Source organism: Azoarcus taiwanensis, assembly GCF_012910885.1.
Classification (GTDB): domain Bacteria; phylum Pseudomonadota; class Gammaproteobacteria; order Burkholderiales; family Rhodocyclaceae; genus Azoarcus_F; species Azoarcus_F taiwanensis.
In genome coordinates this window covers 24,965-38,378 of sequence record NZ_WTVM01000001.1, presented here as the reverse complement: position 1 = coordinate 38,378, position 13,414 = coordinate 24,965, and the positions used below count along the sequence as shown (strand labels likewise).

The window sequence follows — 13,414 nt, the reverse complement described above, 5'->3', positions numbered from 1 at the left end:
AGATTCCTCGTCGCGTCAGAGCTGGATGCCGGAGAAGGCCATGAAGCCGAGCGACATCAGACCCGTTGCGATGAACGTGATGCCCAGACCCTGGAGGCCGGCAGGGATGTCGGAGTACTTGAGCTTCTCGCGAATGCCCGCCAGCGCGGTGATCGCGAGCGCCCAGCCGACGCCGGTGCCGATGCCGTAGGTGATGCTCTCGCCCAGGTTGTAGTCACGCTCGACCATGAACAGCGTGCCGCCGAGGATCGCGCAGTTCACCGTGATCAGCGGCATGTACACCCCCAGCGCGTTGTAGAGCGCCGGCACGTACTTGTCGAGAAACATCTCGAGGATCTGCACCAGTGCAGCAATGACGCCGATGTAGCAGATCAGGCCGAGGAAGCTCAGGTTGACCTCCGGCATACCGGCCCAGGCCAGTGCGCCGTCGCGGAGCAGGTAGTAGTAGATCAGGTGGTTCACCGGTACCGTGAGGGCCTGAATGAAGACCACCGCGACGCCGAGGCCAAAGGCCGCACTGACCTGCTTGGAGATGGCCAGGAAGGTGCACATCCCGAGGAAGAACGCGAGCGCGAGGTTCTCGACGAAGACCGCGCTGATGAACAGGTTGAAGTAGTTTGCCATTTACGACACCTCGGACTGTTGTGCAGTCTGGATCTTGAAGTCGGGTTTCTCCACTTGAGCCGGCTTCCAGGTGCGTACGCCCCAGATGATCAGGCCGATGATGAAGAACGCGCTCGGCGGCAGCAGCAGCATGCCGTTGGGCACATACCAGCCGCCGTCCTTGGCCAGCGTCAGAATCTGAACGCCGAACAGCGAGCCTGAACCCAACAGTTCGCGGATGAAGCCAACTGCCATGAGAATGGCGCTGTAGCCCAGCGCGTTGCCGAGACCGTCCCAGAAGGCCGGAAGCGGCGGATTCTTCAGTGCGAAAGCTTCTGCACGACCGAGCACGATGCAGTTGGTGATGATCAAGCCGACGAACACCGACAGTTCCCTGGACAGACCGTAGGCGAAGGCCTTGAGCAGCTGATCGACCACGATCACCAGCGAGGCAATGATGGTGATCTGGATGATGATCCGCACGCTCGACGGGATGTGATTGCGGATCAGGCTGATGATCACGTTGGAGGCACACAGCACTGCGATTAGCGCGAGGCTCATCGTCAGTGCGGTGGACATCTTGGTGGTGACCGCCAGCGCCGAACAGATTCCGAGCACCTGCAGGATGATCGGATTGTTGTCGGCGATCGGCTTATTGATCAGGTCCTTTGTTGTTTCAGCCATGGCTTAGCCCCTCTCTGCACGCAGGCGGGCCAGCAGCGGGCCGTAGCCGCTGTCTCCCAGCCAGAAGTTGATCAGGTTCTCGACGCCGCGCGCAGTCAGCGTCGCACCGGCGAGGCCGTCGATCCGGTGCTCGGCGTTCGGGGTGGTGGCCTCGACCGTGCCCTTGATCACTTCGATCACAGGGCGGCCGGCGTCGTCGAATGCGACCTTGCCGTTCCATAGTGCGCGCCAGTTCGGGTTGTCCACCTCTCCACCAAGACCGGGGGTCTCGGCGTGCTGGTAGAACTTGAGACCCTGGATGGTGCGCATGTCGCCCTCCAGTGCGAGGAAACCGTAGAGCGTCGACCACAGACCTGCGCCATGCACCGGCAGAATCAGGGTTTCGATGTCGCCGTCACCGCCGCGCACCTTGTACACCGGCATGTAGGACGGCAGGCGCTTGATATTGGCGGGATCCTCTGCGCGGATCAGCGCCCTGGACAGCTGCGGGTCCTTGCTGGCCCGTTCGATGCTGAAGGTGTTGACGTCGTGCGCGTCGGTGGCCTGGCCATCTGTCAGCCGGATGAGCACCGGCTCGATAGCCTGAAACGCCTCCTGGAAAGTCTGGCCGGGGCGTTGTACGCCAGCAACCTCGACGATGTTGCGAATGCGATCGGCTTCCTGGTTGGCGACCTGCAGCGGGCGCAGGCCGACTGCGGCCGAGGCGACCACGATCGAGCAGGACAGGCAGACCGCGAGTGCCATGAAGATGGTCTTCTTGGGATTGTCGTTCGGCAGCGCCAGGATGGCTCCCAGCGGGCCGCCGGCTGATTTCTGATCAGGCGCTGACATGGCGGCGCTCCCTCCGTCGGATGTTCGATTGGATGACGACGTAGTCGATGAGAGGCGCGAACAGGTTGGCGAACAGGATCGCCAGCATGATGCCCTCGGGGAAGGCGGGGTTGATCGCGCGTATCAGGACGGTCATGAAGCCGATCAGGATGCCGAACACCAGGCGGCCGGTGTTGGTCATCGAGGCAGAGACCGGGTCGGTCGCCATGAAGACGAGGCCGAAGGTCAGGCCGCCCACGACGAAGTGCCAGTAGAACGGCATCGCCATCATCGGTCGCGCGTCGCTTGCGAGCAGGTTGAACAGCAGCGAGGTGGCGATCACGCCGATGACCACGCCAAGCATGATCCGCCACGAGGCGATGCGGGTGTAGAGCAGGAACGCCATACCGATGAGGATCGCCAGCGTCGAAGTCTCGCCCAGTGAGCCCGGCATCAGGCCGACGAAAGCCTGCCACCAGGTCAGGCCGCTCTCGGCGATCGCCGCCATGCCGCCGGTTTCGCCGAGTCCGAGCGGAGTGGCGTGAGACCAGCCGTCGACCGCGACCCAGACCTGATCACCCGAGATCTCGGCAGGATAGGCGAAGTACAGGAACGCCCGCCCGGTCAGTGCCGGGTTGAGGAAGTTCTTGCCAGTGCCGCCAAATACCTCCTTGCCGATCACGACACCGAAACTGATGCCGACGGCCACCATCCAAAGAGGCATCTCCGGCGGCAGCGTCAGCGTGAACAGCATCGAGGTGACGAGGAAGCCTTCGTTGACCTCGTGGTTGCGCACCGTGGCGAACAACACTTCCCACAGACCGCCGACGATCAGGGTCGTCAGGTAGATTGGCAGGAAAAGCAGGAAACCGTGCACCAGGTTGGCGAATGGGTTGGACGGGTTGAAGCCGATACCGAACATCGACAGCAGGCCGCCGCGCCAGTCGTCTCGGGCGACGCCGAGCTCGGCCAGCGCCAGGTTGGCCTGGTAGCCCGAGTTGAACCACGCCCAGATGATGCAGGGAATCAGCGCCACGACCACGTAGCTCATCATGCGCTTGAGGTCGATGGTGTCACGCACGTGCGGGGCAGTGCGTGTGGAATTGTTGGGTGAATACATGAACGTATCCACCATCTCGTAGACAGCGTAGTACTTCTCGAACCGGCCGCCCTTGTGAAACTGCGGTTCGATGCTGTCGAGGAAACGTCGCATGCGTGACATCAGCCTTCCCTCTCGATTTGAGTCAGATTTTGACGAAGCACGGGTGCGTAGTCGTACTTGCCCACGCAAACGAAGGAGCACAGCGCGAGGTCTTCCTCGTCGAGCTCCAGGCAGCCCAGTTTTTGCGCCATGTCCGTGTCGCGCACCAGCAGATAGCGCAGCAGTTGGGTGGGCAGGATGTCGAGCGGCATGACGTCCTCGAAGGCGCCCACTGGCACCATCGCGCGCGGGCTGCCGTTCTGGTTGGCGGTGAAGTCTATCGCCTGTCCGGACCCGCGCTTGAACGCGTTGAACGTGACGTTCAGGAACGAGAACTTGAGCTTGCCTGCCGGATTGAGCCAGCCGAGGACTTCGCGCGGCGAGGTCTCCTCGATGACACTGATCTGCAGGTGGTGGCAGCCGAGGTAGGAGGACCAGCCCGCGGCCCGACGGCCGGAGAGCACCGATCCGGAGATCGCGCGATTGTCCCCGTCATGAACCTCGTCTTCGAGCAGCTCCTCGATACAGGCTCCCATACGGGTTCGCAGCAGTCGCGGCTCCTTGACCTGCGGGCCGGCGAGCGAAACGACCCGCTCGGTGCTGAGCCGGCCGGTGACGAAAAGCTTGCCGATTGCGATGACGTCCTGATAGTTCAGGTGCCACACGGTCTTGTGAGCGTCGACTGGGTCGAGAAAGTGGATGTGCGTGCTTGGCAGGCCAGCCGGGTGCGGACCCTCGAAGCTTGCCGTCACAGCGTTTGCCGGCAGGCCGGAACTCGGCAGTGCGGCATTGGCTGCCTTGCACATCCAGAGCTTGCCGTCGGTCAGGCGCGAGACCACGTTGAGGCCATTGACGAAGGCCTCGCCTTCGGCTTCGATGATCGGCGCGGGATCGGCCGCAAGCGGATTGGTGTCCATTGCTGTGACGAACACCGCAGCAGGGCGGGTGGTCGGGTCGGGCAACTTGCCGAATGGCCGGGTGCGCAGTGCGGTCCACATGCCGGAGGCAAGAAGATTCTCGACGACCTGTTCTCCGCTCAGCCCGGCGAGTTCGCTTGCCGGGTAGGCGGCAAAGGTCTCTTCCTCTTCGGTTTCGTCCAGGCGGATCACCACCGACTGGAGCATCCGGCGGGCGCCCCGGTTGATGGCGACCACTTCGCCGGCGCCTGGCGCGGTGATGCGCACGCCGGGCAGTTTCTTGTGTTCGAACAGGGCCTGGCCCAGCTTGACCCGATCGCCTTCGGCGACGAGCATGGTGGGCTTGAGATCGACATGATCCACGCCCAGAACCGCCACATGTCGAACAGGCCGGGCGGCGTGTATACGCTGCTCCGGCTTGCCGGCAATCGGCAGATCCAGGCCTTTATTGATCTTGATGTGCATAGAGGTCTCGATCGTGGTTGTCGGGCGCCGAGCCGTCTGCCTGACAGCGATTGGTCTGAGCGACCGGCCTCCCGATCGGTCGCATCAGACTGTTGCTGCCGCTCTGCGTCGGCGTGAAAAAATCCGCGCTATTCTACGTTTTTGCGGCGCTCCCATCAAACAGTCTCCAGTGATATGCGAGTTGCGCTAAGGGTTTACGAGCGGTTGCATCTGAACAAGGCCAGTTTTCGTTCGCGCGTACCGGCCGCCATTGCGAATCAGGGCAAGCCCCAAGGGGGCGCACGCGATACAATTTTGGCCTTTGACTGCTGGGCGGGTTCCGGCCGGCGTGCGTGGAGTCGGATGATGCGACAGTGGAAGCCCAACGTGACCGTGGCGGCAATTGCCGAGCGGGATGGGCAGTTCTTGATGGTCGAGGAGCAGACAGACGAGGGGCTACGTTTCAATCAACCCGCGGGCCATCTCGAGCCAGGAGAGTCGTTGCTCGAAGCAGCCGTGAGGGAGGCGCTGGAGGAGACCGGTCATCGTTTCGTGCCCGACAGTCTCGTGGGAATCTATCAGTGGCCGCGTCCGCAGGGCGACATCACGTATCTCCGCTTTGCATTCGGTGGTGTGGTGGCGTCGCTGGACACCGATCACGTGCTGGACGAGGGCATTGTCCGCGCCCTGTGGTTGAGTCGGGACGAGTTGCGCGATTGTGCCGACCGCCATCGCAGCCCGCTCGTGATGCAGTGTGTCGAAGACTGGTGTGCCGGGAAACGACACGATTTGTCGCTGATCAGACATTACGCGGCATGATGCGCGTGATGGTTTCGCCTTGCCGCGTCCGTGCTTGGGTGTTACGAGCGGTGCTCGCAGGGTTCATGCTGTTTTCTGTCGTCGCCCAGGCGGCATCGGATGCGTCCATCGATTTGTGCTTCAATTACGGCTGCAATGCCGAGGTTCCGGTATGGTTTCGCGGGGTGGATCTGGTAGATGTGCGCGAGTTGTTGGCGCAGGCTGCGGATGCCGAATCGGAGCGCGAGGCGATCGCTCAGGCACTGGCACGGCTCTACCGGGTCGCCGGTGAGCAGACCCCGATCTTTGCCGATCGAGCGGGAAATCTTCGAGATGCGGGGGTTGAAGGACGCATGGACTGCATCGATCACTCGACCTCGACCACCCGGTTACTCGAATTGCTCGAAGCAAGGGGGTGGATGCGATTTCACCGTGTGGTCGAGCCGGCGCGGCGGGCCCGCCTCATTCTCCAGCACTTTTCGGCAGTGATCGAAGAGTCTGATGCACCGGCCGTGGGTTCGGTCGATGAGCGGGAAATGGATTATGTCGGTTATCTGCTGATGCTGTGCGATTGCCCGGACGTGCTCGACGACCTCGAAGTGGAAGGGGGTAACGGCCTGGCGGTTGCCCCCGGTGCGCGATTTGCGGTCGACAGCTGGTTTGTCGATCATGGTGAGCCGGCGGTGATCCTGCCGCTGGCGGACTGGTTGAAGGGAGAAGGACCGAATGTCCAGTAAAACGGACCCCAACGGCGCGAAGGTCGTGGTGGGCATGTCCGGCGGTGTAGACTCGTCGGTTGCGGCGATGTTGCTCAAGCAGCAGGGCTATCAGGTCACCGGCCTGTTCATGAAGAACTGGGAGGACGACGACGACTCCGAGTACTGCTCGACTCGGCAGGATCTCGTGGATGTCGCTTCGGTTTGCGACGTGCTCGGTATCGACCTCGAGGTGGTGAATTTTTCGGCCGAGTACAAGGATCGGGTGTTTGCCGAGTTTCTCGCCGAGTACGAGGCGGGGCGGACGCCGAACCCCGACATCCTCTGCAACTCCGAGATCAAGTTCCGCTGCTTTCTCGATCACGCGATGCAACTCGGTGCCGAACGTATCGCCACCGGACACTATGCCCGGGTGCGCGAGTGGCACAACGACGGCCGCAGTGAGTTCCAGTTGCTCAAGGCCGAGGACGGCACCAAGGATCAGAGCTACTTCCTCTACCGTCTGAATCAGGCCCAGCTGTCCAAAACCCTGTTTCCGCTCGGTGACCTGTACAAGCGCGAGGTGCGTCGCATGGCGGCCGAGGCCGGGATGCATGTCGCCGAAAAAAAGGACTCGACCGGCATCTGCTTTATTGGCGAGCGCCCTTTCCGCGAGTTCCTGATGCGCTACCTCCCGGCACGCCCGGGTGAGATTCGCGCCCTCGACGACGATGTGCTGTTGGGCGAGCATCAGGGGTTGATGTATCACACCATCGGTCAGCGCAAGGGCTTGCATATTGGCGGCATCAAGGGACATCAGGACGCCGCAGGTGAGCATGATGCCTGGTACGTGGCCGGTAAGGACGTCGAACGCAATGTGCTTTATGTGGTTCAGGGGCATGAGCATCCCGCGCTTCTGCGTGACAGACTGAGCGCAGCGCAGCTCAACTGGATCGCCGGGCGCGATCCCCATACTCACTGGGTTTATACCGCCAAGCCCCGCTATCGCAGCACCGACATGCCGTGCGAGATAGACCGCATCGAAGGCGGCCGGGCCGAGATCGCGTTCGCGCAGCCGCAATGGGCGCTAACGCCGGGACAAAGCGTCGTCGTCTACGAGTCGACGGTGTGCCTTGGCGGCGGCATTATCGAGTGACGTGGTGCGCTTCGCTCACCGCGTGTGAACGAAGCGACCGCGCCAACTGATTGCTCCGTTGCCTGACTGCAAGCACTCAGTTGGTCGCGTGGCTGCTGAAACGCGCGGTGACGAGTTGCGCGTAGCGCTCGCAGCGCTCGATGTATTCGCGGGTGCTTTTCGGCATTGTGACGCGTGCTCGCGTCACGTAGCTGATCAGCTCTCCACCCTGGCGCAGCAACTGCTGGCCGTCGGCAGCGAGCTGGAGGAGGTCGGGTGTGGCAGCCCCGGCGAGCTTGGGCATGAAAGCCTCGAGGTGCTCGTGCGCTACCGCGAAATCTGTCCAGATGTTGAAGATGTCGGCGTCAGTGCGCAGGGTCTCGCATTTGCGTTTGGCCGCGGTGCCGAGTCGGCTGATCTCCACAGCCGCGCCCTCGAATAGCGGGTTGGGACCGAACGCTGCGCACATCGTCTCGGTCAGCCGATCGATGTTGCGCAGGGCCTGGGCGATCTTGATGTACCGACTCTCGTAGAAGGCCTCGATCGGGATCGAAAAGGCACGAAAGGGTTCACCCCACAACTCGTCGATGCCCTCGTCGCCGCTGATATGGCGAACCAGTTTGCCGAGGTTCAGCGCCTCCTGCAGGCACTGGCCGCATTCTCGCATCAGCGCGCTGTCCTGGGTCACATCGACGCCCTCCTGCTGGAGGTCGACCAGTTTGGTGAAGATGTCGGTGGCGCGGTTGAAGAGGGCGCCTGCCAGCATGGCGCCTTTGACCCGTTTGCGCTCCGGATCGGTTTCCTCCTCGAAAGCCGCACGGGCCTCCTTGAGACGCTTGCCGGGGATGTTGATGCCATGCTCGACATGGTTGAACAGCCGGCGGGTGAGGGCCTCGATGAGGCGTCGCTTTTCGACGAGGCTGTTCTGCGGGGCCTCGTATGCCTTGATCCAGTAACCGTCGTAGAAGACGCGTCTGACGCCGTCATCGTCACGGATCGTTCCGTTTTCAGGGGTCGTGTTCATTTCTCGCTTCGGTCGTTTTGGTCATGCCACCGGAGCTCCGGTGGATGAGCGTTGGCCGAAGGATACGCCTGTTGGCCGGGGGGAAAAAGCCCCAGCGCTCTGTGTGGTTGGTGACCGAACGGATCCGAGTAGGAATGCCCGGCCCGGTTTCTTTGCCCGGGCCGGGTTCTGCACTGGTTGCGTGCTGATCCTACTTGTCCAGCAAGTCGTTGGCGATGACGGTGCGCAAGACGGTCTGGGTTTCACCGTTGCGGACCCGGTTGGTGAACCACCACAGCCCGCCTTTCTTGACGGTCCAGTCGGCCTCGGTTCCGGATAGCAGCAGTGCCGCGATCCGTCCTAGGGTGGGTTGGTGCCCCACGATGAGACAGGCGCCGGAAGCATCCGGCCAGCCGGTGGCGGCGAGTATGTCGGCCACTGTCCGCTCGGGCCCAAGCGCGGAGACGATCTCGAAGTCGTCGGTGAATGCTTCGGCCGTCTGCCTGGTGCGCACCGTCGGGCTGACCATCACCTTGAGCCGCTGCGGTCTGTTGCGTTTCAGCCAGTCTGCTATGCGTTGTGCTTGCTTGATGCCTCGCGGGGTCAGTTCGCGCGCATGGTCCGGTGTGCCATCCACCGCTTCTGCGTGGCGCCACAACAGCAGGTCCATTGCCTCCTCCTTCGTTTTCGAGCTTGCCGCGCACGGCTGCGTCGGCAAGCCACGGATTGTTGCAGAAGAAGATTACAGTGCAGTTACTTGCCCTGAGTGAGCTTCTTCCAGCGAGCGCTTTCCTTGAGCAGCGGAGCGAGTTCCCGAATCGAATTGCGACATGCCTTGGCGTATTGCGGGCCGTGCCAACCGCAGCTGAAAGCTGCCGCGCGTGCGAGTTCGACATCGTCACCCGCCATCGCGGACAGGCGATGACGCGCGACATCGAGATCGTTGATGAAACCCAGCGCATTCTGCGCTTTGGCGAGGGACTTGCCGAAGCGAACCACTTCGCGGGGATGCAGCAGAGGTGTGAAGAACTCGATGCCGTAGCGCAGTTGCTTGAGCGCGATACGCAGGGCGTGCAGGCGCGCCGGTATGAGCGTTCGGGCAGCTTCGAAACGCCTTTTTACGCGCTTGCGTATCCGGCTCAGCTGCAGCCGGGCGAAGGTGCGCAGGTCGACCGAACGGTGCAGTGCGTTTTCCGGCATCGCGTGCAGGGCGGCCATGAAGCCGATGATCAGACGTCCTTGTTCGGCTGGATCCAGCCGGGCAAGCGCCGCGTCACGCGCGCGGTCACGTTCGATGCGCACCTTCTCCTGCAGACGGCCGAGGGCGGCATCCTCGTCTGCGGTGGTGCCGGCCACCGGCGCGAGGATCTCGTCGCTGAGCACATCCAGATCACGGGCATCCCCGAAGCTGTTCGCATTGTTGCGCAGGCGCTCGCTCCAGTCGGCGACGAAGGTTTCCGGCAGGGCGGGGGCAAACAAGCGCAGCAGGGACCGCAGACGTCGCTGGGACACCCGCAGCTGATGGATGAACTCCGGGTTCGTGCTGTCCATGGCGCCGATGGCGTTCGCCTGCCATTGCTGCACGCAACTGAATGCCAGCGTGGTGAAGGCTTCGACCGGGCCTTGATCGGGCGTGATCGTCGAAGCCGCCGCGCGCAGGGGTTCGGCCTGCTGGCCGTTGTGCAGGCGAAAGCCTCGCTCGGCCTTGCTGACGTCGCTTGGCACCAATGGCAGATCGGCGGCGAGGCGGCAGGCGAGCAGCAACAGGTCGAGCGGCTTGCCCTCGACCAACTCGAGTTCAAGCTCGCAGATCGGTGCGACATGCTCACCACACACGACCTCGCCGGTGTCGATCATCAGCAGTATGCGGACGTCGCGTTCGCAGTGCTCGCGTGTTTCACGCCGGAAGCGAGTGGAGAACACCGGCACCAGTTCGTCTCGGCGGGCCTCCAGCAGCTTTCGCACCGCACCCGCGTCTACCTCGCTGAAATCGAAACCGCCGTCGAACGGCCGCTCCCACTCCGGGCGACTCGTCAGCCCGCCAGTCGATTGCGCCGAGCATTTGACGGTCTGCAACAGCAGGCGCCCCTGGCGACGGGTTCGCACGGCGATACGGCGCTTGCGCAGGGCCAGGTCGGCGGTATCGAAGTAGGTATTGTCCAGCGTGCGGGTCGGGCCGGGTTTGGCGGCCGCCTGCACGATGGGGTGGCGGCGCAGCGCGGGAAGGGCCTTGCGCGGCAGGGCCAGCTTGAGTTCGATTTCCTGGCTCATCGGTGTGGACTGTGTCGGAGCTTGCGCTCCGGCACGAAGTCTGTGATTCGAGCGGCCGATTGTACTCCGGGCCCGAATGCGTTTGTGTTACAGCCGAAATCGGGCCGGCCGACAGCCGATTCAGCTTTGCTGCAAGCGCGCAGGCTCCGTGTCGGCGTATGGGTCCGCTTCCGTGGTGCCGAATACGAATCTCCAAAGCTGCATCACCGGCGCGCGCGCTGTTTCGACCTGCTCCACAGCGACGCGCGAGGGCTGGCCGTTGAGTCGCTGGCGGTGTTGCAGGCGCCGCAACAGGCGGTAGGCGTCACCGCACTGAAGCGCGAGCTCTGACGGGATCAGGCCCAGCTCGCCGGCGATCCGCAGCAGCGCGATGTTGCCCAGATTCTCGGTCAGCGCCTGATGTTGATGCGAATGCCACAGCACCAGGTACTGGATGAGAAACTCGACATCGATGAGGCCACCATGGTCATGCTTGAGAGCGAACAGTTCGCTCTTGCCGGCGTGGGCGTCGCGCATGCGGCGGCGCATCGCGAGCACCTCCTCGCGCAACCGAGCCGGGTCGCGTTTCTGACGCAGGATCTCGCAGCGAATACGCTCGAAGCCCTCACCGATACGCGGGTCTCCGGCGGCGAACCGCGCCCGGGTCAGTGCCTGGTGCTCCCACACCCAAGCCGCCTCGAGCTGATACTTGCGAAAAGCCTCGAGCGAGGTTACGAGCAGACCGGCGTCGCCGTTGGGGCGCAGGCGCAGATCGGTTTCGAACAGAGTGCCTGCCGCGGTCTGGGTGGACAGCCAGGTGTTGATACGCTGCGCGAGCCGGGAATAGACCTCCATGGCCTCCGGGGCGTCGTCGTCGAACAGGAAGATTATGTCGAGGTCCGAAGCGTAACCGAGCTCTTTGCCGCCCAGCTTGCCGTAGGCAATTACCGCGAAGGCCGGGGTGTCGCGGTGGGCCTTCTTGATCTTTCGCCATACCAGCGGCACGGTCAGCTCGAGAATGAGGTCGGCCAGTGCCGACAAGTGGTCGGCAAGCCGTTCGACCGTGAGTTTGCCGGCGATGTCCTGGGTCAGCAGCCGGAAGACCTGGGCATGATGCTGTTCGCGCATCATGTCCATCTGCCGCTCCATGTCGGGCTCCTCGGCGTCGAGTGCGGCGCTCAGTTCCGCACGCAGACGGGGCCAGTCCGGTTCGGTTTCCAGATTTCGATCGTCCAGCAGTTCATCGAGCAGAATCGGATGGCGAGTGAGGTATTGCGCCGCCCAACTCGATGCGCCCATGAGGTCCGCGACCCGCTTCAGGGCTTGCGGATATTGCTGCAGAAGGGCCAGATACGCGCCACGGCGGGAAATGGTTTCCATCAGCTCGAGGCAGCGGAACAGGGTCTGATCCGGGCTCTGGGTCGCCGCGGCTGCCTCGACGACCCGGGGCATCAGTGCGTCCAGACGGCTGCGGATATGGTTGGGCAGCTGCTGGTAACGCGAACTGGAATGGATTGCCCCCAGGCGACGTGATACCGCCTGGGGGTCGTCGTAACCGAGCTCGGCGAGGATCGGGTCGACGTCGTCCGGTGAATCGCTGGTGCTCCACACGCGATCGAGTTTGTGGGCTTCTTCGCTGGGATCGCTGAACACGTCGTCGAAATGACGGCTGACCACGCTCCGCCACACCTCGAGTTGCTGGTGCAGCGCGTCGAAACTGTCGAAACCCGCCGCCTGGGCGATCAGCTTGCGGTCGCTCTCTTCGGCGGGCAGATCGTGGGTCTGGGCGTCATCGAGATACTGCAGACGATGTTCGAGATTGCGCAGGAATACATAGGCCTCGCTAAGTTCGGCGACCGTATCGGGTGCGAGAATGCCCCGCTGCGCGAGTTCGCCGAGCACCTTCAGCGTCGGACGGATCTGCAGCCCGGGGTCGCGTCCGCCGCGAATCAGCTGGAAGACCTGGGCGATGAACTCGATCTCGCGGATCCCGCCCGGTCCGAGCTTGACGTTGTCGGCGCGGTCGCGGCGCGTGACCTCGCGCCGGATCTGGGCATGGAGGTCGCGCATCGCATTGATCGCACCGAAGTCGAGGTACTTGCGAAAAACGAAAGGACGAGCGACGGACTCGAGTTCGCGGAAACGTTCGCCGTCGAGCACCCGCGCCTTTATCCACGCGTAACGCTCCCACTCGCGGCCTTGAGTAATGAAGTAGTTCTCAAGCATGTCGAACGAGCACACCAACGGTCCGGAGTCGCCGTTGGGACGCAGCCGCATGTCGACCCGAAAGACCTGTCCTTCCTCGGTTACCTCCGAAAGCGTCTTGATGATGCGCTTGCCGAGGCGCTCGAAGAATTCGAAGTTGCTGATCACTTTGTCGCCACCGGTGTCGCCATCTTCCGGATAGACGAAAATAAGATCGATGTCGGACGAGACGTTGAGCTCCCTGCCGCCGAGCTTGCCCATGCCGATGATGAGCAACTCCTGTATCCAGCCGGTCCGCGAGAGTGGTTCGCCGTGGCGGCGGACCAGCGCGTTGCGGGCGCTGTCGTGCGCTGCCCGGATGCAGGTCTCGGCCAGCACCGTCATGGTTTCGGTCACCTCGGCGAGGTCCGCATTGCCATTGATGTCGCGGGTGATGAGGTGGCACATCACCCAGATGCGCAGTCGCCTCAGTGCCGCGGGCAGGCCGGCTTCATCCGGCGCTTGTCCTGTGAGCCAGTTTCGCATCGTGTCTGCATCGAGCGGCTCGGTGATCGATTCGCGAAGCCGTTCGGCAAGCCATGGCCGGCTCTGCAGCATGCGGGCGAGGTAGCGCGAGAAGCTTGCAGCATTGCTGATGCCGTGTGGCAATTGTTGAGAATCGAAAGACAT

At 63.0% G+C, this 13,414-nt stretch carries 12 protein-coding genes; 3 read left to right on the top strand and 9 right to left on the bottom strand.

Features of this window, described 5'->3' with window-relative positions; all coding sequences use genetic code 11:
• Positions 1–15: 15 nt before the first annotated feature.
• Genes nqrE through GPA21_RS00145 form a run of 5 tightly spaced genes read right to left on the bottom strand, consistent with a single transcriptional unit; the run spans position 16 to position 4,680 of the window.
• A complete protein-coding gene (gene nqrE / locus GPA21_RS00165; RefSeq protein ID WP_168986183.1) occupies positions 16–624 on the bottom strand; it encodes an NADH:ubiquinone reductase (Na(+)-transporting) subunit E in 609 nt (202 codons plus the stop codon).
• Positions 625–1,287 (bottom strand): NADH:ubiquinone reductase (Na(+)-transporting) subunit D, encoded by a 663-nt coding sequence (locus GPA21_RS00160; RefSeq protein ID WP_168986182.1) that lies wholly within the window; start codon positions 1,285–1,287, stop codon positions 625–627. It abuts the gene before it with no gap.
• A gap of 3 nt (positions 1,288–1,290) precedes the next feature.
• Positions 1,291–2,118, bottom strand: a complete 828-nt coding sequence (locus tag GPA21_RS00155) for a Na(+)-translocating NADH-quinone reductase subunit C (protein ID WP_246261634.1) — start codon at positions 2,116–2,118, stop codon at positions 1,291–1,293.
• A complete protein-coding gene (locus tag GPA21_RS00150; RefSeq protein WP_168986181.1) occupies positions 2,105–3,319 on the bottom strand; it encodes an NADH:ubiquinone reductase (Na(+)-transporting) subunit B in 1,215 nt (404 codons plus the stop codon). The genes GPA21_RS00155 and GPA21_RS00150 overlap by 14 nt, the downstream gene beginning before the upstream one ends.
• Positions 3,319–4,680: a Na(+)-translocating NADH-quinone reductase subunit A gene (locus GPA21_RS00145; protein ID WP_168986180.1), complete on the bottom strand. Its 1,362-nt coding sequence runs from the start codon at positions 4,678–4,680 to the stop codon at positions 3,319–3,321. Before GPA21_RS00145 ends, GPA21_RS00150 begins: the two co-directional genes overlap by 1 nt.
• A 342-nt stretch (positions 4,681–5,022) precedes the next feature.
• On the opposite strand from GPA21_RS00145, the gene GPA21_RS00140 reads away from it, so the two are divergent.
• The 3 genes from GPA21_RS00140 to mnmA all read left to right on the top strand — a co-directional run bounded on the left by GPA21_RS00140 (position 5,023) and on the right by mnmA (position 7,308).
• A complete protein-coding gene (locus GPA21_RS00140; RefSeq protein WP_168986179.1) occupies positions 5,023–5,478 on the top strand; it encodes an NUDIX hydrolase in 456 nt (151 codons plus the stop codon).
• 65 nt (positions 5,479–5,543) lie between these two features.
• Positions 5,544–6,194, top strand: a complete 651-nt coding sequence (locus GPA21_RS00135) for a hypothetical protein (RefSeq protein ID WP_168986178.1) — start codon at positions 5,544–5,546, stop codon at positions 6,192–6,194.
• Positions 6,184–7,308, top strand: coding sequence for a tRNA 2-thiouridine(34) synthase MnmA (gene mnmA / locus GPA21_RS00130; RefSeq protein WP_168986177.1), 1,125 nt, complete (start codon positions 6,184–6,186; stop codon positions 7,306–7,308). Before GPA21_RS00135 ends, mnmA begins: the two co-directional genes overlap by 11 nt.
• Before the next feature lie 76 nt (positions 7,309–7,384).
• Here mnmA and GPA21_RS00125 read toward each other — a convergent pair whose 3' ends face one another.
• The 4 genes from GPA21_RS00125 to glnE all read right to left on the bottom strand — a co-directional run bounded on the left by GPA21_RS00125 (position 7,385) and on the right by glnE (position 13,414).
• Complete coding sequence (locus tag GPA21_RS00125; RefSeq protein WP_168986176.1) at positions 7,385–8,311, bottom strand: hypothetical protein; 927 nt, start codon at positions 8,309–8,311, stop codon at positions 7,385–7,387.
• A gap of 190 nt (positions 8,312–8,501) precedes the next feature.
• Positions 8,502–8,960, bottom strand: a complete 459-nt coding sequence (locus tag GPA21_RS00120; protein WP_168986175.1) for a SixA phosphatase family protein — start codon at positions 8,958–8,960, stop codon at positions 8,502–8,504.
• Positions 8,961–9,043: 83 nt separating this feature from the next.
• Positions 9,044–10,561 (bottom strand): CYTH and CHAD domain-containing protein, encoded by a 1,518-nt coding sequence (locus tag GPA21_RS00115; RefSeq protein WP_168986174.1) that lies wholly within the window; start codon positions 10,559–10,561, stop codon positions 9,044–9,046.
• Between the two features lie 120 nt (positions 10,562–10,681).
• Positions 10,682–13,414, bottom strand: a complete 2,733-nt coding sequence (gene glnE / locus GPA21_RS00110) for a bifunctional [glutamate--ammonia ligase]-adenylyl-L-tyrosine phosphorylase/[glutamate--ammonia-ligase] adenylyltransferase (RefSeq protein ID WP_168986173.1) — start codon at positions 13,412–13,414, stop codon at positions 10,682–10,684.